At 55.8% G+C, this 23,598-nt stretch carries 17 protein-coding genes and 2 pseudogenes; 15 read left to right on the top strand and 4 right to left on the bottom strand.

Annotation, left to right across the window (positions count from 1 at the left end; translation table 11 throughout):
• Window positions 1-95: 95 nt before the first annotated feature.
• The 3 genes from QMP16_RS16605 (at window position 96) to QMP16_RS16595 (ending at window position 3,358) form a co-directional block, all read left to right on the top strand.
• Window positions 96-1,670, top strand: a complete 1,575-nt coding sequence (locus tag QMP16_RS16605; protein ID WP_282153268.1) for an arylsulfatase — start codon at window positions 96-98, stop codon at window positions 1,668-1,670.
• Window positions 1,671-2,101: 431 nt separating this feature from the next.
• A complete protein-coding gene (locus QMP16_RS16600; protein ID WP_282153267.1) occupies window positions 2,102-2,482 on the top strand; it encodes a hypothetical protein in 381 nt (126 codons plus the stop codon).
• A 240-nt stretch (window positions 2,483-2,722) separates the two neighbouring features.
• A complete protein-coding gene (locus QMP16_RS16595; RefSeq protein WP_282153266.1) occupies window positions 2,723-3,358 on the top strand; it encodes a glutathione S-transferase in 636 nt (211 codons plus the stop codon).
• Between the two features lie 469 nt (window positions 3,359-3,827).
• On the opposite strand, the gene QMP16_RS16590 is transcribed toward QMP16_RS16595, so the two are convergent.
• The 4 genes and pseudogenes from QMP16_RS16590 to QMP16_RS16575 all read right to left on the bottom strand — a co-directional run bounded on the left by QMP16_RS16590 (window position 3,828) and on the right by QMP16_RS16575 (window position 8,987).
• On the bottom strand, window positions 3,828-7,028 hold the full coding sequence (locus QMP16_RS16590; protein ID WP_282153265.1) for an endonuclease/exonuclease/phosphatase family protein: 3,201 nt from the start codon (window positions 7,026-7,028) through the stop codon (window positions 3,828-3,830).
• Window positions 7,029-7,623: 595 nt separating this feature from the next.
• A complete protein-coding gene (locus tag QMP16_RS16585) occupies window positions 7,624-7,986 on the bottom strand; it encodes a hypothetical protein (RefSeq protein ID WP_282153264.1) in 363 nt (120 codons plus the stop codon).
• Between the two features lie 54 nt (window positions 7,987-8,040).
• Window positions 8,041-8,481: an NAD-dependent epimerase/dehydratase family protein gene (locus tag QMP16_RS16580; RefSeq protein ID WP_282153263.1), complete on the bottom strand. Its 441-nt coding sequence runs from the start codon at window positions 8,479-8,481 to the stop codon at window positions 8,041-8,043.
• 159 nt (window positions 8,482-8,640) lie between these two features.
• Window positions 8,641-8,987: pseudogene (locus QMP16_RS16575) on the bottom strand (SDR family oxidoreductase).
• A gap of 32 nt (window positions 8,988-9,019) precedes the next feature.
• On the opposite strand from QMP16_RS16575, the gene QMP16_RS16570 reads away from it, so the two are divergent.
• The 12 genes and pseudogenes from QMP16_RS16570 to QMP16_RS16515 form a co-directional block, all read left to right on the top strand.
• Entirely contained in the window at window positions 9,020-9,271 is a 252-nt protein-coding gene (locus QMP16_RS16570) for a DDE-type integrase/transposase/recombinase (RefSeq protein ID WP_348774608.1), read from the top strand.
• A gap of 118 nt (window positions 9,272-9,389) precedes the next feature.
• Entirely contained in the window at window positions 9,390-10,553 is a 1,164-nt protein-coding gene (locus tag QMP16_RS16565; protein ID WP_282153261.1) for an ATP-binding protein, read from the top strand.
• A 417-nt stretch (window positions 10,554-10,970) separates the two neighbouring features.
• Complete coding sequence (locus QMP16_RS16560) at window positions 10,971-11,555, top strand: ANTAR domain-containing response regulator (protein WP_282153260.1); 585 nt, start codon at window positions 10,971-10,973, stop codon at window positions 11,553-11,555.
• Complete coding sequence (locus tag QMP16_RS16555) at window positions 11,552-12,721, top strand: ABC transporter substrate-binding protein (RefSeq protein ID WP_282153259.1); 1,170 nt, start codon at window positions 11,552-11,554, stop codon at window positions 12,719-12,721. Before QMP16_RS16560 ends, QMP16_RS16555 begins: the two co-directional genes overlap by 4 nt.
• 270 nt (window positions 12,722-12,991) lie before the next feature.
• The gene (locus QMP16_RS16550) at window positions 12,992-14,356 is read left to right on the top strand and encodes a CmpA/NrtA family ABC transporter substrate-binding protein (protein WP_282153258.1); all 1,365 of its coding nucleotides are present in this window, start codon (window positions 12,992-12,994) and stop codon (window positions 14,354-14,356) included.
• Window positions 14,357-14,429: 73 nt separating this feature from the next.
• Window positions 14,430-15,512, top strand: coding sequence for an ABC transporter permease (locus tag QMP16_RS16545; RefSeq protein WP_282153257.1), 1,083 nt, complete (start codon window positions 14,430-14,432; stop codon window positions 15,510-15,512).
• A gap of 5 nt (window positions 15,513-15,517) precedes the next feature.
• The gene (locus QMP16_RS16540) at window positions 15,518-17,197 is read left to right on the top strand and encodes an ABC transporter ATP-binding protein (RefSeq protein ID WP_282153256.1); all 1,680 of its coding nucleotides are present in this window, start codon (window positions 15,518-15,520) and stop codon (window positions 17,195-17,197) included.
• 4 nt (window positions 17,198-17,201) lie between these two features.
• Complete coding sequence (nirB, locus tag QMP16_RS16535; protein WP_282153255.1) at window positions 17,202-19,637, top strand: nitrite reductase large subunit NirB; 2,436 nt, start codon at window positions 17,202-17,204, stop codon at window positions 19,635-19,637.
• Window positions 19,634-19,966, top strand: a complete 333-nt coding sequence (gene nirD / locus QMP16_RS16530) for a nitrite reductase small subunit NirD (RefSeq protein WP_282120617.1) — start codon at window positions 19,634-19,636, stop codon at window positions 19,964-19,966. Before nirB ends, nirD begins: the two co-directional genes overlap by 4 nt.
• On the top strand, window positions 19,966-22,626 hold the full coding sequence (locus tag QMP16_RS16525; protein WP_282153254.1) for a molybdopterin-dependent oxidoreductase: 2,661 nt from the start codon (window positions 19,966-19,968) through the stop codon (window positions 22,624-22,626). Before nirD ends, QMP16_RS16525 begins: the two co-directional genes overlap by 1 nt.
• A gap of 41 nt (window positions 22,627-22,667) precedes the next feature.
• Window positions 22,668-22,922 (top strand): hypothetical protein, encoded by a 255-nt coding sequence (locus QMP16_RS16520; protein ID WP_282153253.1) that lies wholly within the window; start codon window positions 22,668-22,670, stop codon window positions 22,920-22,922.
• A gap of 212 nt (window positions 22,923-23,134) precedes the next feature.
• Window positions 23,135-23,357 (top strand): annotated as a pseudogene (locus QMP16_RS16515) (transposase); the annotation flags it as partial.
• Between the last annotated feature and the right edge of the window lie 241 nt (window positions 23,358-23,598).

Below are 23,598 nucleotides of genomic sequence, written 5' to 3'. Positions count from 1 at the left end.
AGCTCTGTTGCGGCATTAAAGTTTCGACCGTTATCCCTGATGAACCTTCCGATATCCCATCATCGGTATCGCCTTCTACTTCCGCAGAGGTCAAAATGTTCAACCTTCGATCCATTGCGGTTTCAGCCACGGTGGCCACAGCTTCGGTCTGTGCTACGCCTGTCTTGGCCGAAACCGACCAACCCAATATCCTTGTCATCATGGCCGACGATGTGGGGTGGGCCAGTCTTGGCAGCTATCATCAGGGGGTTAAAAGCATCAAAACCCCCAATCTCGATCAACTGGCCGCGGATGGCATGCGCCTGACGGATTACTATGCTCAGCCAAGCTGCACGGCGGGGCGTTCTGCCTTTATCACCGGGCAGTTGCCGGTTCGTACCGGGATGCATACTGTCGGCCTACCCGGAGACCCCGAAAAGGGTCTGAGTGATGATGATCCCACCTTGGCCAACATGCTGAAATCCTTGGGCTACACGACCGGTCAATTCGGCAAGAACCATTTGGGCGATATGAACAAGTTTCTGCCAACGGTGAAAGGCTTTGATGAATACTGGGGTTGGCTCTATCACTTGAACGCGATGGAATACACGTCCGACCCGGACTGGCCCAAAGATCAGAAATTCAACGACACTTTTGGTCCTCGGAATATCATCCACGCCTATGCGACAGATACGGTTGATGAAACGGTAGACCCGCGCTGGGGTCTGGTCGGCAAGCAACGCATCATCGACGATGGCCCCGCGCCGCCTGAGCGGCAAAAGACGCTGGACGACGAAGTGACGGCCCATACGCTGGGTTTCATCAACCGCGCAGTAGAAAGCGACACTCCGTTCTTTGTCTGGATGGCACCGGCGCGGGCGCATGTCTGGACACATCTGAGCCCTGAATACGAAGCCATGCTCGGCGATGGGCGTGGGTTGCAAGATGTGGTGATGAAGGAACTTGACGACAACGTAGGAAAAGTCATGGCCCGGCTAGAAGAACTGGGCGTTTCCGACAATACGATTGTTGTATTCACGTCCGACAACGGCCCCGAAACAATGACTTGGCCCGACGGGGGAACAACGCCGTTCCACGGTGAAAAGGGCACGACCTGGGAAGGCGGTTTCCGCGTACCCGCCATTATTCGCTGGCCCGGGAAAGTTCCCGCAGGAACCGTGAGTAATGGCATCTTTGCCGGGCTCGACTGGATGCCAACCCTGGTCGCGGCTGCAGGTGGGCCGGATGACTTGCCGGATGCTTTGTTAGAGGGTCACGAAGGCTATCAGGTGCATCTTGATGGTTACAATCAGTTGTCGTTCTTGACCGGCGCAAGCGACAGCAGCCGCGAAGAAATCGTCTACTACGAGGGGCCGGACCTGCAGGCCGTACGTCACGGTGACTGGAAAGCGCATTTCACAATTCAAACCGAAGGGTGGGCTGGCCCCAAAGAGGAACTGAATGCTCCGCTTCTATTCAATCTGCGGCGTGATCCTTATGAAAAGGCGGCCGAGGAATCAGGGATGTATACCCGGTGGATGGGCAACAAGATGTGGGCCTTCGGTCCTGCAGCTAAGATCGTTCAGAACCACCTGTCTACGTTCAAGGACTATCCTCCGCGCGGATCGGACATAACCAATCAAACTCACGTGGAAGAACAAATCTCGACCGAAGGCGGGATGTCACAGTAGAAATGTAATAGTCGGGAGGCATCCAATGGTGCCTCCCGATTCATGCAAGAATTCGCGCGATTACATTTGCTGCCGTGCGTTGGCTTATTACGCAATTCTGCCATTTGGACTCAGCGAAGCATTCGACAAATTGTGACCAAAGCAGCCGCCCAGACCTCCCCTAACCTTCTGCACTACAGCTTACCTAAAGCAACGATTCGTACCCGGTACATCATTCCTTATTTCTGATATCCACCGCAGCGCGCGCGCTCACGCGTTATCTGAGAGACGAAGGCGGATCTCCCAGACGAAAAGAAGAGTTTTAACTGAACAGCAGAACCGACTATTGCTACATCTTTGTAGACGGAAAACTGTTTCGAGTGTCGCCGGTTTCGAGAGGCGCGCCATGTGCCGAAGTTGGCGCCTAACTAAGGCTCGGGCATAATTTGGCAATGATCCAAACCGTTCTGCTTGATGTCTCCGGAGTTCTCTACCAGGGAGCCCAAGCAATCCCAAGAGCAGTGGAGGCACTTACCCGGTCGCGTTCCAACAGCCGGCAATTGAGATTCCTCACCAACAGCACCCGACAGCCAATGCACCGCATCATGAGCCAAGCATACAGATTGATGCAGAAGGGAGCGCCCTTGCTCGCTCTGGCTAGCAACCGCATTTCCTTGGATGAGAATAGACAACTGAGCCTCGATGCCGGCTGCTTTGTTAAAGCGCTGGAACACACCCCCGGTCTCCAAGCTCAGTTGTTGGGCAAACCGGATCCCGGTTTTTCAGAGCCGCGGTTGCCTTTGCAGGTATCTAACCTGAGCAATCCGCGATGATGCTGAAAGCAAGATTGATGGTGCACTAGCTTCAGGCCTAGCAGACGCGTATCTGGTGCGCACCGGAAAACTCCCTAACGGTGGCAAGACCTGATTTGCCCCTGAACCGACCTCCGCGGTGGCAAATGTCAGCGATTCGGCGGCTTTCTTGACCAGGCCTAGCGGCATAGAAGCAGAAGCTCCAACTTGACGGCCAAGGAAAGGTTTGACCGTACTGGCAGATTGCAGATAGATCCCCATATGGCTCATCATCCTATCTTATGGACGTTCCGCCGCTGCCCATATGCAATCAGGGCTCGCCTCGCATTGGCGAGTTCAGGTATTAAAGTCGAATTGCGTGAGATCCGGCTAAGGGACAAGCCGCAAGCTTTCTTGAAATCATCTGCATCCGGTACGGTTCCAGCGCTTCGCCTTCCGGATAGGGTTTTAGACGAAAGCCTGAATATCATGATTTGGGCTCTTAATCAAAATGATCCACAGCGTCTTCTGGACATGCCTCCGGAAGGGTGGAACCTGATCGCCGAAAATGATGGTCCATTCAAAAGAGCATTGGATCACACAAAGTATGCCTCGCGATATCCAGAAGTTAACCATGTGGCCGAGCGCAGGAAAGCTGAGAGATATTTGGTTAAACTTGACGCACGGCTGACCGGGCGAACTTGGCTTTTTGGAAATCGCCCAACCCTTGCCGATTTCGCACTATTGCCCTTTGTCCGCCAGTTCGCCCACATAGACAAGGAGTGGTTCGATACGCAAGAATGGCCGAATTTGATTGCGTGGCTGGATCTTTTCCTGGCAAGCGAAGCCTTCGCGCATGTAATGGACAAGCACTCGCCGTGGGCAGAAAGCGACACACCGCTTTGGTTCAGCGGTTAGACTCAGCATGATGGGCCGGTCCTTTCAGGACCTTCGACCCGCGTTAGGATTCTGCGTTCGCGGCCCCCATTGCAGGCAAGCGCAGCATGCGGAAATCACCGGCGGCTCAAACTGACGCTTCGCGCGTCGTTGCAACTGAACACTTTTTGATGGAACAGATGTTCTCCAACTAAGGTACCCGCCGTCGGTGCAGATCGCGGCGATGTACGGCTCTGAGCCCATTTCGGTCAAAGCCGTGCGAGGCATGAGTGGCTGGCAGCCATAACAAAGTTGCGGATGGATACCTTTTGGGACGTTAGACCGGATCAAACTTGTTCGATTGAGGTGCAACGTGCTTTTTTACGCATAGCATTCACTAGATCATGCTGGCCAAAACACTCTATTCAAGGTCTGGAGTGTTCGTGATGCGAAAAAATTTTCTTACAGTATGCCACACGGTGGTACTGGGGTGACCCCGTGTGGCATTGTCTTACGCAATCAGGTTTTGGTCGATCACCTCGAACGAGAATTCGTCGACTGTAAACATAGTGTCGTCGATCGCTGACAGCTCTACCGCATCAAAGGTTGTGCGCCCGAGTGAGCCCGAGAAATCACCGTCGTCGGCATCCGCCACCATGGTGCCGACAAGAACACCGTCATCATAGAAGGCAACCTCGACTTCACCGCTGCCGTGACTGTCGCCAAAGCTGAAGATGAATTCCACCGCTTCTAGGTCCGTGTCCTCCAACGCAATTCTGAGGCTTTCGTCACCGTCAACCGATGCAGCATCGCGGCTAAACAACGAGTCGTCGAATGAGAACACGCCAATCGCCCCATGCTTGATCGCGACCAGTTCAAAATCGGTCGGATCGACCGCATCTACCTTGATACCCACATCCGAAAACGTCAGGCTGTTCCGAACCGAACCGAGCTTGTCGACATCCACGACTTCGCCATCGATGCTCTCAAAGGCTTTGGTTTTGAACCAGCGACCGGCCTCGAACCCAACCGCCAAACTCTGGGTTTCTGGAATGAACAGGCTTGCCACCATGGGATCGTGATCCGAGGCGCGCCCGCTGGTTGCGGCGAACTCTGAATTGACGTGAACGATGTCAACCTGTGCGCCGGAATGCAGATCCTCGGACACCAGAATATGATCCAACGACTGGCTGTTGCCCTGAAACTCAAAGCTATAGCGTTCGTCTTCCGGGATATCGTTTGTCAGGTTGACGAGGTCGGTATTGGCCTCAAGGTCAGCTACGGGTGAGACAAATTCAAATTCGTTGAAGTCGCCCAACACAACTGCATTGGCGCCATCACCCAGTCCGTTGACGAAATCCTGAACAGCCTGGCTCTGGGCCTGACGCTCATCCAGACTGCCGTTCACATCAACGTCTTCTTGGCGAGCGGCAAAGTCCTGTTCGGTTCCCAAAATAGGCGCTGAACCACCTTTGGATGAAAAGTGATTGTTGACCACCGTGATGGTTTCACCGTTGAAAACAAAATCTGCGACCAACGGCAAACGTGCGCCCTCAAAGGCCTCGCCTTCACCTTGCCCACTGATGGTCTGCACGGATCCTTCCACTAACGAGACACGATCAGGATTGTAGAGAAAGGCGGTTCGGATGTTGCCGCCGGGCTGACCCCCGGATGTTCCGTCCCCGATAAAGGGGTTGTCGATCACCTCATAAGCCGGACCACCCGCCGCCAGGATAGCCGCGGCCAGTTCCGCCAGGGTTTCCGACGCCGAAACGGTTCCGTCATCGTCCGAGCCCGAATTGTCCTGCACCTCTTGCAGACCAATGATGTCCGGGCTGTTGAGGTTATTGGTGATCTGCTCGGCAATGGCGGAAAACCGACCGTCGGCCACATCTTGGTCGCCGTCGCCATCATTGGGGTCGAGGTTAAGAACATTGTATGTGGCAATCGTCAGCTCGTTGCTTGAACTGGCGAGGGTGGTCGCTTCCTGTTCCAACCCTGCTGACTGGATATTCGGTGTAAAATCCTCGGTCGGCAGGATTTCGTAGTTTCCGAAACTATAGCCCACCACACCCGTGACGTCGCCAAGGTGATCACCGACATTCACGGTCGGAAAATCAAAGTCGAAAATGCCGCTGTCTTCGTCGATCTGGATTTTTTCCGGGTTGAAGTCATCTGGTGAGATATTGAGCGTGCCACGCTCAGAAAGACCGGTTGCGCCACTGCCCTGATCGGCAACCGCAAAGATTTCACCGAACCGGCTGGTTCCGCTGACGGCTTGCAAATCCGTTGCAGTCACGCGCATCCCTTCCAGGCTTTCGAAGAAGTCGATGCCATCCTGGGTTGGATCGAATGAGGCAAACGCATCATCGTCGATGCTTTGGTTGGGCACCGCTCGCTCACCCGGATCATTGCCAATCAGAACCGCTTCGGGCAGCGCATTGCCCGATGACTGCACCTCGAGGTCAAAAACATTGGTCAGTTGGGTGGTCGGCAGGTTGCCACTGCCAGTGCCGCCAGGAAAGAATTCGGCAACGGTTCCGCCCACGGAAATGGCGTCACCTACTGACACTATAGGGCTTGATCCGGTGAACACGAAAATCGCGTCCGAGGTCGCATCGTTTCCGTCGCCTTCCGGATCCTGAAGATAGAATCCGTTGGAATCTACCGCAGTGACGATGCCACTGGTTGAAACCATATCGCCCAGAACGTTTGATGGGCCGGCAGGCAAGTCCTCGAAGAATTCGGCAACCGTTTGTCCATCTGCCAGAACAAATTCAGACACATGGCCTGAGCCCTGGATTTCATAGATTGACACTATTTCGATGTCGCTGGCCGAGATGGATACCTCGACAACAGGGGCCAGAATACCGTCAAAGGCGGGATCGCCCGAGGTTACCGTGTGCTGAATGTCCGCGACCTCGGCTGCTTCGGGCAGATCGTCGTCAACGGCGGTGACTATGACCTGTTGTGGCTGATCAAAATTGGTCGCGCCAAAAACCAATTCGGTTGGTGCAACGTCAAGATCAGCTCCTGCGGCTATGGTGATCGTGACGGGTTGCTCGGGCGCGACAGACAACGTGACTTCATAACTATCCGCCATGCCCCCTTCATCGGCCGCCAGGTCCAGATCATTTATGATGACCGATGGTGAAGGCGCGGCATCCGTGACCTTAAAGCCTGCAGGCTCAACATCTTCAATTCTGGAATTGTCGGTCGTCCAGTTGGCGGGATCGTTAATGGCGGCCTGCAATTCAGCTTTGGTACCGGTAAGCGGGCCGGAATAAACACCGTTATCGGTTTCGGTAAGGGCGATTGCGCTGGTGCCGACTGTCAGCCCCGAGGGCAGTGCAGACGTATTCGACGATGTTGCGTCAGCCTCATATCCGTCTTCATTGAAATGAACCGATGCGACAAAACTGGGCGTGTCGTCATCACCCTGATACGCGTGGATCTGATCGCCGCTGGCCGAAAAGTTTGGCCCGGTAAATGCGGGGTTTATCACTGTACCCGTAGCGATGTTCGCAGGTGCCGTCCAGACGAATATACCCTCACTGCTGCGGAATCCGCCGGCTGCAAACCAACCGTTATCAGTGAATTTGATCTCGGTTCCTGCCTCGATGTCGGTCAAAGCAACAAATGTGAACTCGTCGGGGTTGTCGGAATTGAACCCAGTAAACGCAATATCACCCGCAGCCAATGTAGTAACCATGTGAGCCTCGCTTTTTGATCTGGTGAATGGATGGCGGGTCGATATGCGACTCGCCTCAATACAACCTAAGGTAGCTTAACCTGGCGATGTTAGTTAATTGGTTGTACGCAGCAGGCCTAATACGGCGGAGCTTTGCCGTCTGAAAACGCGGCAAGGTACTTCGATCTGTGCTCTGCAGTCCAACTTTCTACGGTCCAAGCCCAGGGTTTCTGTATTTTCTTGGGATGTCGGTCAGTGTCTTCATTCGACTCTTTCGACATATTTAGAACGATACCTATGCTACCGCATGAAAGTTCTGGCCCGGATATTGTCACGGTAGGACGGACCAAGCCCTCGTCCAGCTAATTTGTTCGAACTGGCCCATAGGGCCCAAAGTTGCCATTCAAGCCGAACATCGCGAACGACTACTTTGGGGAGTCTTTAGCGGGTACGCATCCGCTGTCTATCTATCAACAGAATCAGGGGTTGCGAAAGTTCGGAGAGGCGCGCCACCGTCAGTTGGCGCGCCGGTACTATACTCGGGCTTTCTTGAATTGCCCGGCGTCGATCATCTACTGAAATATGTCCTCCATCGAACTCCGCAACGGGCGATAGCTCATGCCGCGTTCGCGCTTGTCCTTGGAATTGTCTGCCCTGAACAGGACATTGACGTTCCGGGATACAAATTTGCGAGTGGGCCGACGAGCCAGACCAACCACTTGGGAAACGCAAAATTCGGAAATGGATAGCCGCCAAAATTCTCGGTCAATTCCTGGGACATAGAAAACACATCGCTTTCGTGGGCCGAGACGATGTGACGCCCGTTCGCTTCCGGAAGAAAGCCTGCTGCCAGATCACCTACGTCGATGACACCAAACCCAAGACGGGGTGCGCCTGCTTTCACTGTACCGTCGCCCATCTGTCGCACAAGAATGAAGCTTTCCGAGGTCAGCTTGTCCTGAAGCGCAAGTTCGATCACCAAGCTGAGATTTACAACCGCCGGTTTCCATCGGTCCTGATTATTGGCGATTGCCTAGGCTTTTTTTTCGGCCAGCGTCTTGGAATAGCTGTAGGCATTGTGGTCGATCGAGGACGAGACGTTCCAGACGCTTTCAGTCTTGTTTGCCTGCCCCAACACGTTGCGGGTGCCATTTACTGCCGGGTCAATCAGCTCATTCTGCGGGTCTTTGACATATATGGTGAAAGGCGAAGCCGTGTGGAACGTCACGCCGCATCCCTCCATCGCCTCGGCGTAAGAGGCTAATGTCAACAAGTCAGCCTTGAATAGCCTGAGCTGGGCCGGTGCCGCGCGGGCGATGTCCAGCAGGTGTTCGACCTTGTCGGTGTTGTCGGGATTGCGGACCCGGGCATGGACTATGGCGCCCGCCTCCAGCAGGTCTTTGACGATCCAGCCTGCAACAAAACCGGTTGCGCCGATTACCATAACGGGTTTGGACGTGCCGATTGTGAACATGTTGAAGTTCCTTCGTAAGGCCCGGTCAAAAACGCCGACGAGCCGTTAATCGACCGCATCAGCGCTAGCACGATACCGCAGCGTTTCGGTAACGTCGGTTACAGCGACCCAGATCACCTCGGCCACGACAATGGGTTCCGAGCCGGTCTGCTGACCGCTTCAGGCTCCGAAGAGGGCCTGAACCACAGGTTGGTATTCCGGCATGTTCTCGTCATTGACCACATCGAAGGAACGGCCGCTGAAATCGGTGCTGATCATGCCCGGCTCGACAATCTTGGTCTTAAAACCTGCCGCCTCCAGTTCGTAGTGTATCGCCTCTGAAATGCCTTCGACGCCGAATTTGGTGCCATGATAGAGCGCGCCCAGCGGGAACGTCATCTGCCCCCGATGGACGAAATGTTGGCGATGGTGCCCGAGCCCTGCTGGCACAGGTGGGAAAGCACGGCCCTAGTGGTTTCAATCAGGCCAATCACGTTGGTGTCGAACTGGCGACGAATGCAATCCATCGGGAAGGTCTCCAGCGGACCATATTCGAGAAGTGGACAAAATTTTTGTGCGTTTTTGTTGCCTGGCTAAATTGCAGGCCGTCGGGTCGAAGTTCCAAAATAGCATGATCGAACAACATCATCGGTTCCTAAAGCGGCGTGCCCGGCGCATGTGTGGATTCAAGTCGTTCAGATCCGCTTCGGACGCACTGGATGGCATTAATGTCGCCAATATGATCTGGAAACAGCATTTCACAAGCGCTACGACCTCGGGTTTTTGGGTGTTTTCTGAGATCGCAGTGTAACAGTGTCCGGCATGACGCTGACTCTGGTTTTCACAATATTTTGCGGCATCACCGGCAAGGAAGTATCGTGGATACTTAACCCTTGCAAATCTTCCTCTAAATGGAATAAATACATGGTATGATCAAGCGCGGTGATAGAAAATCAGTTGAAGACTCACTTGAGAACCAGCCGGGCGTCGTCCTGCTTGGGCCGCGGCAAGTTGGGAAGACAACACTGGCGCAGGACATCGCTGAAAGTCGTGACGCTGTCTATCTTGATATGGAGAGAGCTGCGGATCGCCAGGTGCTCGAAGAGCCAGACCTCTATCTCGACGAGCAGGTTGGACGCCTGGTGGTGATCGATGAGGTTCAGCTTATGCCTGGCCTGTTTAAGGCATTACGCGGTCAAATTGACCGGCGACGAAGACAAGGGCATCGGATTGGGCAATTCCTGCTGCTAGGGTCGGCCTCGAACACGCTTCTGCACCAAAGCGCAGAATCTCTGGCCGGCCGGGTAAGCTATCACGAGTTGACGCCTTTCATCTTGTCGGAAACCGGAGCGGACTCGATATCCGCGTTGTGGTTGCGGGGTGGGTTTCCGGATAGCTTCCTTGCGAAGAACGGCAAGACCAGCCTGACATGGCGCGAGGATTTCATCCGCACCTATTTGGAACGCGATGTTCCGGCTTTTGGATTGCGCATTCCAGCAGAAACACTGCGCCGGTTTTGGACGATGCTTGCCCATGACCAAGGCGGGTTGCTCAACGCAGCAAAACTTGCGGGAAACCTTGGTGTATCGGGCCAGAGTGTTGCGCGCTATCTTGATTTGCTGGTCGACCTGATGCTGGTTCGTCGCTTGCCGCCCTGGCATTCCAATGCCGGAAAGCGTCTGGTCAAATCTCCCAAGGTTTATATTCGCGATTCCGGGCTGGCCCATGCGCTTCTTGGGATCGAGACACAGGAAGACCTGCTTGGGCACCCGGTTGTCGGCGGCAGTTGGGAAGGATTCTGTATCGAGAACCTGATCGCCGCAGCGCCACGCGGAACTGAAGCAAGCTTCTATCGCTCTTCAGCAGGGGCCGAGGTGGATTTGATGTTGAAGCTTCCCCGAGGCGCCCTCTGGGCCATAGAGATCAAACGGACGACATCTGCCAAGGTGACGCGCGGGTTTCACATCGCAACAGAAGAATTGGGCGTCTCAGAACGCATACTTGTCTATGCAGACGAAAAAAATGTGCCGGGGCAGGGGGAAGTACGGGCAATGCCCCTCAAAAGTGCTATGGAACGACTGGCGTCCGCATAAGCGTAATAGCGGCTATGCCGATGATAGTGGGTTCGAAAGTGAACGTTGTAGTCCACCTCAGGCCGAACCTTGTTGCAATTGAAAATACCGCCGCGAAGGGCGGGAAGCGGTCATTCCCTGCGATTGCGGAATCACGTGGTTCTGGCTGTCAAAGCGGACCTTCGACATCGGATCATCGATGGAAGTGCATTTCGACCTCCCCGGTCCAGAGAGTGACTCAAATGAAACTCCAAAGAGTTGATCAAATGCGCCGCGCCAGCGATAATGCCAGATTTCTTTGATAACATGTAGAAAAACTGTGCGGACATTCCGCTGCATGTAAAAATATGCCGATAAAATAGGCAATCGGGCAGCCCGATGAAACGCTTAGTGGCCTTGGAATTGCGATCGATGAAGCTAGGGTTCACTTGGGTGCCTATGAAACAACACCTTACCGTCGTTGTCGTCGAGCAGAATCAAGAACGTGCTTTTGCAATTGTGGACGCCTTAAAAGAGTTCGGAGACTTAGACGTTTCTGTAATCGGCAATGTCTCCGGGCTGGCACGTAGAATTGCAATGCATAGCCCAGACATCGTTCTGATCGACATAGACAATCCATCGCGGGATATGCTGGAAGAGTTGACCGTCGCCTCCGGTCCGATGGAGCGTCCGGTGGCCATGTTCGTCTCGGGCGCTGCGGGTGGATTGGCGAAAGCCGCCGTTGAGGCAGGGGTATCAGCCTATGTAGTCGATGGCCTGCAAGCCGAGCGCATCAAACCTGTGATCGATACCGCCATCGCCCGGTTTCAGGTACTACGCCAGATGAGGACCGAACTGGCCGAGACCCGCCGTGCGTTGGAAGAACGCAAAGTGATTGATCGCGCCAAAGGGTTGTTGATGAAAGCCAAGGGTGTGTCTGAAGACGAGGCCTACGCCCTGCTGCGCAAAACAGCGATGAACCAGAACCGCCGGGTTGCAGAAGTGGCCGAAGCCCTGGTCACGGCCTCGGGTTTGTTGTCATGAGAACCGTGACCTTGCCTGTCGCCTATATGCCTTTGGTCGACGCGGCCCCGTTGATTGTCGCGCGCGAGATGGGATTTGACCATGCCGAAGGCGTGTCTCTGGATCTGCGACCGGCCCCGTCATGGTCATCTCTGCGCGATATGCTGGCTTTTGGGCATGTGGACGCAGCGCATCTGCTGTCACCTGTACCCGTTGCGATGGCCTTGGGTTTGGGCGGTATCTCGACGCCGCTGTCCGCAGTGTCTGTCCTATCCCTGAATGGCAACGTCATAGGCGTTGGAACCCAATTGGCAGGGCGCCTGACCGATCAGGGCTATGACTTCGATTTCACTGATGCCGTTGCGGCTGGGGCTGCACTGGCAAAGGCTGCCGGTGAGGTTTTGGTGTTCGGAGTGCCTTTTCCGTTTTCGATGCATGTTGAACTGCTGCGCTATTGGGTTGCGGGAACCGAACTGGCTTCGAAGCAGGTCGAAATCCGCACTGTCCCGCCCCCTCTCATGGCGCAGGCGCTTGCAGGTGGCGAGATCGATGCCTTCTGCGTGGGCGAGCCTTGGGGCTCATTCGCCGTGGATGACAATGTTGGTGCCTTGCTGCTGCCCGGTAAGGCAATCTGGACCTGCGCACCTGAAAAGGTGTTGGCGGTTAGAAACAACTGGGCCGAAACTGAGCCGCATTTGCTGGGTAGCCTCATGCGGGCCGTTTGGCGCGCGGGACGTTGGCTTTCAAACACGGACAGCCGAACAACCGCGTCCGAGATGCTATCGCGCAAAACCTACCTCAATGTCTCACCCGAACTAATCGACCGTGCATTGATGGGCGAATTCACAATCTCGGCGCGCGGCGAGCAACGCCATGTGGATGGGTTTGTCGAGTTCTTTGATGGCGCTGCCACCTTCCCATGGCGCAGTCAGGCCAAGTGGATCGCGCATCAGCTAGCGCAACGGAACGGGATCGATGTCAGCACAGCCGAACGTCAGGCCGCCCGTGTCTTTCGCAGCGATCTCTATCGGTGCGAGTTGTTCGGGCTGGGTGTCGAAACCCCCGGAGCGTCAGAAAAGCTGGAAGGGGCGCTTCCTGAGTCGACCACCGTAGCCTCGACAAACGGAAGCTTGATTCTGGCGCCGAACGTCTTCTTTGACCGTCGCATTTTCGAGCCAACAGGGTAAGAGTGCCCAAAATTTTTGCAGCGCAGCATCAAATCACGCTGCATCGCAGAAAAATCACACTTTGACGCTCAAAACCGGATGACGGCCCAGATCAAGGATGTCTTAATCGGGACATCGGAAGGCAACGACGCCCACCGACGGAATTCGCCCACTATCCAGGGCACCTTACAAGAGCAAAGCCGCTCGACCATCCGCCACCTCCTCCCGGCGGACTGTGTCGGCGGCTTTTTTGTTTGCCCAAGAGGTTGGGCTGAACCGAAAGGGATCGAGATGAAAAAGCTTCTTTTAGGCCTCGTCGCAACGACGGCGCTTGTGTCTCCGGCACTGGCCGAGCTGGAACTGGAAAAAGACGAGCTGACTTTTGGCTTTATCAAACTGACCGATATGGCGCCGCTGGCTGTCGCTTACGAGAATGGGTACTTTCTGGACGAAGGCCTGTTCGTGACGCTGGAAGCACAAGCCAATTGGAAGGTCCTATTGGATGGCGTGATCGACGGGCAGCTTGACGGCGCACACATGCTGGCCGGACAGCCTTTGGCCGCCACCATCGGATACGGAACCGAAGCGCACATCGTAACGCCCTTCTCAATGGACCTGAACGGCAACGGCATCACCGTGTCCAACGAGATTTGGGAAGAGATGAAGCCGAACATCCCGGTGATGGAGGATGGTCGTCCCCAACACCCTATCAGCGCAGAGGCGCTTGCTCCGGTCGTTGAGAAATACAAATCTGAAGGCAAGCCCTTTAACATGGGCATGGTCTTCCCAGTCTCGACCCACAATTACGAACTGCGCTATTGGCTGGCCGCTGGTGGGCTGCATCCGGGGTTCTACAGCCCAGACAACGTGACCGGTCAAATCGGTGCGGATGTGTTCCTCTCGGTGACACCTCCGCCGCAAATGCCAGCCACGTTGGAGGCCGGAACGATCTATGGCTACTGCGTAGGTGAGCCGTGGAACCAGCAAGCGGTGTTCAAGGGCATCGGCGTTCCAGTAATTACCGATTACGAACTGTGGAAGAACAACCCCGAGAAGGTCTTTGGCATCACAGCCGAGTTTGCCGATGAGTATCCGAATACCACTCTGGCAGTGACCAAAGCACTGATCCGCGCGGCACAGTGGTTGGATGAAAATGAAAACGCCAACCGACCCGAAGCGGTCGAAATCCTAAGCCGAGCGGAATATGTGGGCGCGGATTATGACGTCATCGCCAACTCGATGACCGGCACGTTTGAATACGAGAAAGGCGACAAGCGCGAGGTTCCCGATTTCAACGTGTTCTTTCGCTACAATGCGACCTATCCGTTCTATTCGGACGCTGTTTGGTACCTGACCCAGATGCGTCGTTGGGGTCAAATCCCCGATGCGAAGCCGGACAGTTGGTATGACGAAGTGGCCAAGTCGGTTTATAAGCCCGAAATCTACCTGGAGGCCGCGCGCCTGCTGGTCGACGAAGGTCTGGCGGATGAGGCTGACTTTCCCTGGGACAGTGACGGTTACAAGGCACCAACGCCTGCCGAGGATATCATTGACGGTATCGCCTATGACGGCCGCACACCCAACGCCTACCTCGAAAGCATGTCCATTGGCCTGAAGGGCGAGCAGAAGATCGTCGGCTCGGACGTTCAGGGCTAATTCCTCAGCTCCACGTCCGGCCACGGTCGGACGTGGGCTTCACAAGTGCCCCGCCATCGCAAGGACACATCAGATGACGACCGTCGATCCCGAATTCAACGCAGACGCCGCACGCCAGGAGCGTCGCGCCCGCCTTTTCACCCGCATCAATGCAGCCGACAAATGGTTCCAAGTGTTGGGCCTCAGCTGGGCCACGCCTGTTCTGAAGGCCGCTGCCGGAGACAATCCCCGCGCTCAGATGGCCGAGATTTGGCGCTTGCTGATCGTGCCGTTGCTGTCGATCTTCGCCTTTTTGCTTCTGTGGGGCACGCTGGCGCCCAAGGTACAGACCTCGCTGGGCGCGGTCCCCGGGCCAGCGCAGGTTTGGGCGGAGATGGTCAGCCTGAATGAGGACGCCAAAGCTAAAGCGGCAAAACGCGCCAAGTTCGAAGCCATGGTCGACACGCGCAATCAAAAGTTTATTGATGCTGGCCAGCCGGAGAAGGTGAAAGACGTGGCTTTCACCGGGGCTCCGACCTACTACCAACAGATCTGGACCTCGATCAAAACTGTGTTTTTCGGCTTTCTGATCGCTACTGCCCTCGCAGTCCCTCTGGGCATCGCGGCAGGTCTGTCGCCAACGGCAAATGCGGCGCTGAACCCGCTGATACAAATCTTCAAACCGGTTTCGCCACTGGCGTGGCTGCCGATTGTGACCATGATCGTCTCGGCCGTTTACGTCACCAATGATGGCTGGTTCGCGAAATCCTTCCTGATCTCGGCCATCACTGTAACTTTGTGTTCCTTGTGGCCGACCCTGATCAACACCGCGCTTGGTGTGGCATCTATCGACAAGGATCTGGTGAACGTCTCCAAGGTTCTGAAAATGAACACCTATACCAAGATCACCAAGCTGGTGCTGCCCTCTGCCTTGCCACTGATCTTCACTGGTCTGCGCCTGTCGCTTGGTGTTGGCTGGATGGTTCTGATCGCCGCGGAAATGCTGGCGCAGAACCCTGGTCTGGGCAAGTTTGTCTGGGATGAGTTCCAGAACGGTTCCTCCAGCTCTTTGGCCAAAATCATGGTTGCGGTCTTCACTATCGGTATCATCGGCTTCCTGCTGGACCGTGTGATGTTTGCCCTGCAATCCCTTTTCACCTTCACGAATAACCGGTGAACGCGATGAGCATTTTACGCTTCAAGGACGCCTCTAAATCCTTCGGTGAAGGCACTGCGCGCGCCGATGTGCTGAAAGGCATCGATCTGGACGTGCAAGAGGGCGAGTTTCTGGTGATCCTTGGTTTCTCAGGCACTGGTAAGACGACCCTGATCAACCTGATGGCCGGGCTGGATCGCCCGACCAGCGGAGAGGTCACGTTCAAAGGCGCTCCAATCAAGGGCCCCGGCCCGGAACGCGGGGTGATCTTTCAAAATTACTCGCTGATGCCTTGGCTGACAGTCAGCGGTAACGTCGGGCTGGCAGTTGATACGGTTTTCCCCGGTCTCAGCAAGGTCGAGAAAGCCGAGAAGGTTGCGCAATACGTGCAGATGGTGGGCCTCAGCCATGCCGCGACGCGCCGCCCGGCGGAACTGTCCGGCGGGATGCGCCAGCGGGTCAACGTGGCGAGGGCGCTGTCGATGAACCCTGAGGTATTGCTGCTGGATGAGCCTCTGTCGGCGCTCGACGCTTTGACCCGTGCCAATCTGGCGGACGAGATCGAACACATCTGGGAAGCCGACAAGAAGACTTGCGTGCTGATTACCAACGACGTCGATGAAGCAATCATTCTTGCCGACCGGATCATTGCACTGAACCCAGATGGCACGCTGGGGCAGGAGTTCCACGTGTCGATCCCGCGACCGCGCGAACGCGGTGCCATGAACAACGATGAGACGTTCAAACGCTTGCGGGCGGACGTCACCAAATATCTGATGGACGTAGGGATCGAGGCCAAGGTCGAAGGCACTCGTACCCTGCCGGATGTCACCCCAATCCACGGGGTTCCAACGGCGGTGGCCGAGGCGCAAAAGGGGATGATTGAGAACCGCTTCCTCGATTTCTCGCAGCTGCACAAGGTGTATCCGACGCCAAAAGGCCCTCTGACCGTGGTCGAGGATTTTGACCTGAAGATCGACAAGGGTGAGTTCATCTCTCTGATCGGCCATTCCGGCTGCGGCAAGTCCACAGTTCTGACCATGGCCGCAGGTCTTAATGACATCTCCAATGGCGCGATCAAGTTAGATGGCCGTCACGTCGAAGGCGCCGACCCGGAACGCGCTGTAGTGTTCCAATCGCCAAACCTGTTCCCCTGGCTGTCCGCCAAGGAAAACGTCGCGATTGGTGTCGACAAGGTCTACCCCAATGCAAGCCTGGCCGAGCGGCAGGACGTGGTGGAGTACTATCTGGAACGCGTCGGACTGGCCGATGCGATGGACAAATCTGCCTCTGACCTGTCGAACGGGATGAAGCAGCGTGTCGGTATCGCCCGCGCCTTTGCTCTGTCGCCCAAACTATTGCTGTTGGATGAGCCTTTCGGGATGCTCGACAGCCTCACACGCTGGGAATTGCAGGAAGTTCTGATGGAGGTCTGGTCCCGCACAAAGGTGACTGCGATCTGCGTCACCCATGATGTGGACGAGGCGATCCTGCTGGCCGACCGCGTAGTGATGATGACCAACGGTCCGCAGGCGACCATCGGTAAAATCACCAAGGTCGACCTGCCGCGCCCAAGAACCCGCAAGGCCCTGTTGGAGCACCCGGATTATTACGCCTACCGGCAGGAAGTTCTCGATTTCCTTGAAGAATACGAACACGGCGCCAAGCCGAAATCGCCCGCCCCTAAGGCGATTGCAGCGGAGTGAAATCATGAAGCAAAGACTAGTTGTTATAGGCGCAGGCATGGCCTCGGGTCGGGTGCTGGAACACCTGACCGACGCCGCACCGGATGCGTTCGAAATCACCCTGTTCAACGCTGAGCCGCGCGGGAACTACAACCGCATCATGCTCAGCCCGGTTCTGTCGGGTGAGAAGACCTATGAAGAGATCGTCACCCATGACGACACTTGGTATGCCGAGCGGGGCATCTCCTGCCGCTTTGGAGAGAAGGTGGCCAAGATCGACCGTGAGATGAAGGTGGTCGAGGGCGAGAACGGACATGTTCCATACGACAAGCTAGTCGTCGCGACCGGGTCGAACCCGTTCATCATCCCTTTGCCGGGGCATGATCTGGATGGTGTGATCGCCTATCGCGATTTGGAAGACACGCAGCAGATGATGGGCATGAGTCCGGAAAACAAGGTCGTCGTAATTGGCGGTGGTTTGCTGGGGCTCGAGGCCGCTGCAGGGATGGTCGCGCATGGTGTTGACGTCACCATTGTCCATATAATGGGCCACCTGATGGAGCGTCAACTGGACGAAGCCGCAGGCTACCTGCTGAAGAAGTCGCTGGAAGACAAAGGCATCAAGATCTGCCTGCAGGCGAACTCCAAGGAAATTCTGGGGCAGGACGGAAAGGTTCGCGCGCTGCTTCTGGACGACGGGACCGAACTGCCCTGTGACCTGCTGGTTATGGCGGTGGGTATCCGTCCCAACACGGCGCTGGCGCACGAGGCCGGGCTGGCCGCCGGTCGCGGCATCCATGTGGATGATCAAATGCTGACCTCGGACCCGGATGTCTATGCCGTGGGTGAATGCGTCGAACATGGCGGAGAGATCTTTGGCCTTGTCGCTCCGCTCTACGATCAAGCGAAAGTGGCGGCGCGTGCTCTGTTGGAAGAAGACGCCGCATTCGCGCAGAAAACCCTCTCGACCAAGCTGAAGGTCACGGGCTGCGATCTGTTCAGTGCCGGCGATTTCGCTGACGGGCCGGGGCGTGAAGACATCGTGTTTCGCGACCCTTCGCGCGGCGTCTACAAGCGCCTCGTTATCGAAGAGGATCGGCTGGTTGGTGCTGTCATGTATGGCGACACCGCCGATGGTAGCTGGTTCTTCGGGTTGATCAAGGACGGCACCAGCATCGACGAGATGCGTGAGACGCTGATCTTCGGCCCGGCCTATCAGGGGGGCGACACCGCGGACCCTCTCTCAGCCGTTGCAGCATTGCCGCCTGAGGCGGAGATTTGCGGCTGCAACGGCGTATGCAAAGGCGAGATTGTCGAGGCGATCAACGCAGGTGCCGACGATCTGGGCGCGGTACGTGCAGGCACCAAGGCGAGTGCTTCCTGCGGCACCTGTACTGGACTGGTGGAACAGGTGTTGCAGGTGACGCTGGGTGACGACTTCCAAATGCCAACCGCGCAACCGATCTGCGGTTGCACCGACCTGACGCATGAGGATGTACGTCGTCTGATCAAGGGGCAGGAACTGAAAAGCCAGGCCGCTGTCTGGCAGGAACTCAGCTGGACCACGCCCAACGGCTGCCATGTTTGCCGCCCGGCGATTAACTATTATCTACTGGCGGATTGGCCGCTGGAATACCAAGACGACCCGCAAAGCCGCTTCGTCAATGAACGCAAACACGCCAACATTCAGAAAGACGGCACATTCAGTGTCGTGCCCCGAATGTGGGGAGGGATCACGACACCGGAAGAGCTGCGCGCCATTGCCAATGCTGCCGATAAGTACGACGTGCCAACCGTCAAAGTCACGGGCGGTCAGCGCATCGACCTGCTGGGCGTAAAGGGTGTGGACCTGCCTGCGATCTGGTCGGATCTGAACAAGGCTGGTCTGGTCTCGGGCCATGCCTATTCCAAGGGTCTGCGCACGGTCAAAACCTGCGTCGGCACGGATCATTGCCGGTTTGGCACGCAGGACAGTACAGGCCTGGGGATCAAGCTGGAGAAGAACCTGTGGGGGGCGTGGACGCCGCACAAGCTGAAGCTTGCCGTGTCAGGCTGCCCGCGCAACTGCGCCGAGGCGACGTGCAAGGATATCGGCGTGGTCTGCGTGGATTCGGGCTATCAGATCAGCATCGGCGGTGCCGCAGGCATGGACGTAAAAGAGACCGAGTTGCTCTGCCAAGTCTCCACCGAGGACGAAGCAATCGAGGTCGTGATGGCCGTCACCCAAGCCTATCGCGAAGGCGGCAAGTATCTGGACCGCTTGTACAAATGGTTGGGCAAGGTTGGCATGGACTGGGTCAAAGCTCAGGTCGTGGACGATCTTGAAAACCGCGCTGCTTTGGTCGCCCGGTTCGAACTGTCGCAAAGCATCTACCGCAAAGACCCGTGGGCCGAACACGTCAAAGAAAAAGCGCAGACCTACGCGCCGATTGCAGATTTTACATTGGAGGCCGCGGAATGAGCTGGATCGACATCGGACATATTGATGAGGTGCCGGTGCGCGGAGCGCGTCTGGTGAAAACCCATATCGGCTGTATCGCCGTCTTCCGCACTGCCGAGGCGGAAGTATTCGCCGCGACCAACAACTGTCCGCATAAGGGCGGCCCATTGTCCGAGGGCATCGTCCACGGCCAGTCAGTCACCTGTCCGCTACACAACTGGGTCTTTGACCTGAACACGGGCGAAGCTAAAGGCGCGGATGATGGCAGCATCACCACCTATCCGGTGCGTCTTGAAGACGGTCGTATCCTATTGGACGACAGCGCGGTTTCCCGGCGGAGCGCGGCCTGATGGACGGAAGTGGTCTGCCCGAAGTTCGCTCGACCTGCGCGTATTGCGGCGTTGGCTGCGGCGTGCTTCTGCGACCAGATGGAGTTGGAGGGCTGACTGTCCGGGGCGACCCGGATCATCCAGCGAACCATGGTCGTTTGTGCTCGAAAGGGTTGGCTTTGGGTGAAACCGTGGGGTTGGAACACCGGTTGCTGGCTCCTCGCGCCTTTGGTCAGGACACCAGCTGGGATAACGCGTTGCAACTGATTGCAGACCGGTTCTCTGCCGCGATAACTGAACACGGGCCGGACAGCGTCGCTTTTTACGTCTCGGGGCAGTTGCTGACCGAGGACTACTATGTCGCCAACAAACTGATGAAAGGCTTTATGGGCTCGGCGAATATCGACACCAACTCTCGGCTTTGTATGGCATCTACAGTGGCAGGGCACAAACGCGCTTTCGGCACAGATACGGTGCCTGGAACCTATGAGGATCTGGATCAGGCTGACCTGGTTGTGCTGGTCGGCTCGAACCTCGCTTGGTGCCATCCTGTGCTCTATCAACGGGTCATAGCTGCGCGTCAGGCGCGCGGAACGAAGATTGTGGTTATTGATCCACGTCGAACAGCAAGCTGCGATCAAGCCGATCTCCATCTGGCGCTTCAACCGGGCAGCGACGTCGCATTGTTCAACCGATTGTTGGCCAGAATTCACCAAACCGGGCATGTGTCTGCGGAATTTCTGGATCGCAGCGTTGGGTTCAATGAGGCCGTCGAGCTGGCACAGCTTGACGATCCTGATGAGACGGGGCTGCGCCCTGGTGAGATTGAAGCTTTCTGCGATCTATGGATCGGTACCGAGCGCGTTGTGACGATCTTTAGTCAGGGTGTGAACCAGTCTTCTAGCGGAACCGACAAGGTCAACGCGATACTGAACTGCCATTTGGCCACCGGACGGATCGGTCGCCCGGGGATGGGTCCGTTTTCAGTCACCGGTCAGCCAAACGCCATGGGTGGTCGAGAGGTGGGCGGCTTGGCCAACATGCTCGCCTGTCATTTGGATATCGAAAACAAAGCCCACAATTCAGCCGTCCGGAAGTTCTGGAAAGCACCCAACATGCCACAGAAGCAGGGGCTCAAAGCGGTTGACTTGTTTCGCGCTGTCGAAAGCGGCCAGATCAAAGCACTGTGGGTCATCCACACCAATCCGGCGGCCACTATGCCAGATGCAGACCGAGTGAAGGCGGCCATCGAAAGCTGTCCATTCACCGTTGTCAGCGACCTGACCGCCAGAACAGATACCGCGCGTGTCACAGACATATTGCTGCCAGCAGCGGGTTGGGGCGAAAAAAGCGGTACAGTGACCAATTCAGACCGCACGATCAGCAGACAACGCGCCGTTTTGGCGCCTCCGGGACAAGCGCGCGCGGATTGGGATATTTTGGCCGAAGTGGGCCGCCGCATGGGCTGGACAGAAGCATTCAGCTATAAAACCCCAGCACAGGTTTTTCGAGAATACGCTAAGATGACTTCGCTCGCTGTATCATTTGGCAAGGATCTGGATATTACAAATTTTTCGGACCTTGATGACGAAGACTATGAAGCGCTGAGCGCAACACGGTGGCCGACGACATCTCGTAAGTCAGATGGCCGTTTTTTCGGCGATGGGAAGTTTTTTCATCCTGATGGTAAAGCACGTTTTGTGCCTGTTACCCATTGTCCACCTAAGGCGGCGATTTCTGAACAATTTCCGTTTCTTTTGAACACGGGGCGAAACAGGGACCAGTGGCACACCATGACAAGGTCCGGGTTGTCGCCGCGCCTGTCAGCCCATCTTGCCGAGCCTTATGTTGACGTTAACCCCAACGACGTAGATCGATTGGGCCTTAATGCCGCAGATTTGGTTGAACTCAACAGCTCAGTTGGAAGCGGTATATTTCGACTTCGCATCACAGAATCTGTGGCACCAGGCCAAGTGTTTGCGCCAATTCACTGGACTGGTGAAACGGCGCCATCAGCCTCTGTGGATGTACTTGTTCCAAGTGTCACTGATCCGATCTCAGGACAGCCGGAAAGTAAGTCAACTGCGGTATCTGTACGGCGTATGCATGCCGCGTGGTACGGCTTTGCCGTTTCAGTTGCAGTAGGGTCCCCTGGCGCAGAATATTGGGCAACTGCCAAAACAACCAATGGCTACAGGATGGAGTTGGCAGGCAAACAGATGATAGACGATTGGGAAAGCGCTGCCCGCGATTGGTTTGGGCTACCTGATGCCCAGGCCACCGTGGTAGAAGATCCCAAGCGCGGCTCGTACAGAATTGCGCTGTCAGACGGACAGAGCATATTGGCAGCGCTCTTCGTCTCCCGCCAACCCATCACACTGATGCGAGACTATTTGGCAAGCTTTCCCAAGGTGGCGCCTCAGCAGATTTTGTCTGGCCGTTCCTCTGCGTCTTCAGAAGATTGCGGACCAATTGTCTGTTCCTGTTTCGAAGTCGGGCTAAAAACCATCATTCGTGCCATTCATGACCAGCATATGGTCAGTGTGGACGATATCGGAGATGCCCTTCAGGCTGGAACGAATTGTGGGTCTTGCCGGCCAGAGTTGGCTGACTTGCTCACCGAGCATTCGAAATCAATCCGCAACAAACAGAAAAACTGCCGGCGAGAACAATCAGCGTAGACTCAAGGTTATTTTGAACAGGACTGCTGTTCGCTTTGAACATGTTCGACAGTTATTACTTTTCGTTTCAGGTCAGAGCTGAAGTTCAGACGCAATCCGCTTTGGTACGCATGGTCGCCCAGGGAGCGGGCCGCACAATCGTCGGCAAAGACATTTTGGGTACATCACAAGCAGACGATGTTTCCGCCGTGCCTTTAGCTTCGGACCTCAGTTGGCCGGTCCGAATGATCACCTTTTCCACATCAAATGACATTCCTGGTTTGCAAAGATCTACGAACGAACTGAAAGAGTACTGAGGTCAGTCCCAATAATTTTAGGAGGATATGTGGCCCATAGTGGCCATGGAACCTCCTCTCAGGATGCTGCGGTGCGGCCCTTAAGTTCGGACATTCGCTGCACATGCAAAATTTGGGGTTGGTCGGATTCACATGATGCAGGACTTTCCCGACCTAGAGTTTTTTATTTCAGCTGCGCTGCGTGATCTTCGGTTCGGAAAATGAGCGGTGACATGAGCGACCTTTATTGGTTGACCGACGAACATATGTCCAAGCTCGCTCCTTTTCCCGAAACCGCACGGCAAGCCGCGTATTGACGACAAACGGGTGTTGAGCGGGATTATCTTCATCAACCGCTATGGGTTGCGCTGGCTAGACGTCTCAAAAGGCTACGGGTCGCACAAAACCCTGTACAGCTGCTGGAAGCGCTGGAGCGAGAGAGGCGTCTACAGCAAAAGACAGTCTAATCAATGCGGCAGCTAATAACACTCCCAATACTCCAACTTGGTGCTGTAAACTGGTTTGCTGATTCAAAACTCGCCGGTGCAAGAGAAATTGTATTCGTGGAATTTCCTTGCAGAACTAACAGTACGGTGTTGAGATTGTTTCTGTCATTGGGAGGCTGGTCGGATATTGATTTGGCCAACGCAATTAGCTCCAATAGCGACTTTGAGCGACCGCCTCTAACGACGAATTG

The organism is Ruegeria atlantica, from assembly GCF_947495585.1.
Lineage (GTDB): Bacteria > Pseudomonadota > Alphaproteobacteria > Rhodobacterales > Rhodobacteraceae > Ruegeria > Ruegeria atlantica_G.
The sequence above is the reverse complement of the archived record's forward strand: the minus strand, read 5'-3'. Positions and strand labels throughout refer to the sequence as shown.

Excerpts from the sequence above, each read along its gene's own strand:
- QMP16_RS16540 (WP_282153256.1), top strand. The coding sequence starts at position 15,518 with ATGAGCATTTTACGCTTCAAGGACGCCTCTAAATCCTTCGGTGAAGGC.
- QMP16_RS16520 (WP_282153253.1), top strand. The coding sequence starts at position 22,668 with ATGTTCGACAGTTATTACTTTTCGTTTCAGGTCAGAGCTGAAGTTCAG.
- QMP16_RS16560 (WP_282153260.1), top strand. The coding sequence starts at position 10,971 with ATGAAACAACACCTTACCGTCGTTGTCGTCGAGCAGAATCAAGAACGT.
- QMP16_RS16590 (WP_282153265.1), bottom strand. The coding sequence starts at position 7,028 with ATGGTTACTACATTGGCTGCGGGTGATATTGCGTTTACTGGGTTCAAT.
- nirB (WP_282153255.1), top strand. The coding sequence starts at position 17,202 with ATGAAGCAAAGACTAGTTGTTATAGGCGCAGGCATGGCCTCGGGTCGG.
- QMP16_RS16550 (WP_282153258.1), top strand. The coding sequence starts at position 12,992 with ATGAAAAAGCTTCTTTTAGGCCTCGTCGCAACGACGGCGCTTGTGTCT.
- QMP16_RS16525 (WP_282153254.1), top strand. The coding sequence starts at position 19,966 with ATGGACGGAAGTGGTCTGCCCGAAGTTCGCTCGACCTGCGCGTATTGC.
- QMP16_RS16605 (WP_282153268.1), top strand. The coding sequence starts at position 96 with ATGTTCAACCTTCGATCCATTGCGGTTTCAGCCACGGTGGCCACAGCT.
- QMP16_RS16565 (WP_282153261.1), top strand. The coding sequence starts at position 9,390 with ATGATCAAGCGCGGTGATAGAAAATCAGTTGAAGACTCACTTGAGAAC.
- nirD (WP_282120617.1), top strand. The coding sequence starts at position 19,634 with ATGAGCTGGATCGACATCGGACATATTGATGAGGTGCCGGTGCGCGGA.
- QMP16_RS16545 (WP_282153257.1), top strand. The coding sequence starts at position 14,430 with ATGACGACCGTCGATCCCGAATTCAACGCAGACGCCGCACGCCAGGAG.
- QMP16_RS16600 (WP_282153267.1), top strand. The coding sequence starts at position 2,102 with ATGATCCAAACCGTTCTGCTTGATGTCTCCGGAGTTCTCTACCAGGGA.
- QMP16_RS16555 (WP_282153259.1), top strand. The coding sequence starts at position 11,552 with ATGAGAACCGTGACCTTGCCTGTCGCCTATATGCCTTTGGTCGACGCG.
- QMP16_RS16580 (WP_282153263.1), bottom strand. The coding sequence starts at position 8,481 with ATGTTCACAATCGGCACGTCCAAACCCGTTATGGTAATCGGCGCAACC.
- QMP16_RS16595 (WP_282153266.1), top strand. The coding sequence starts at position 2,723 with ATGGCTCATCATCCTATCTTATGGACGTTCCGCCGCTGCCCATATGCA.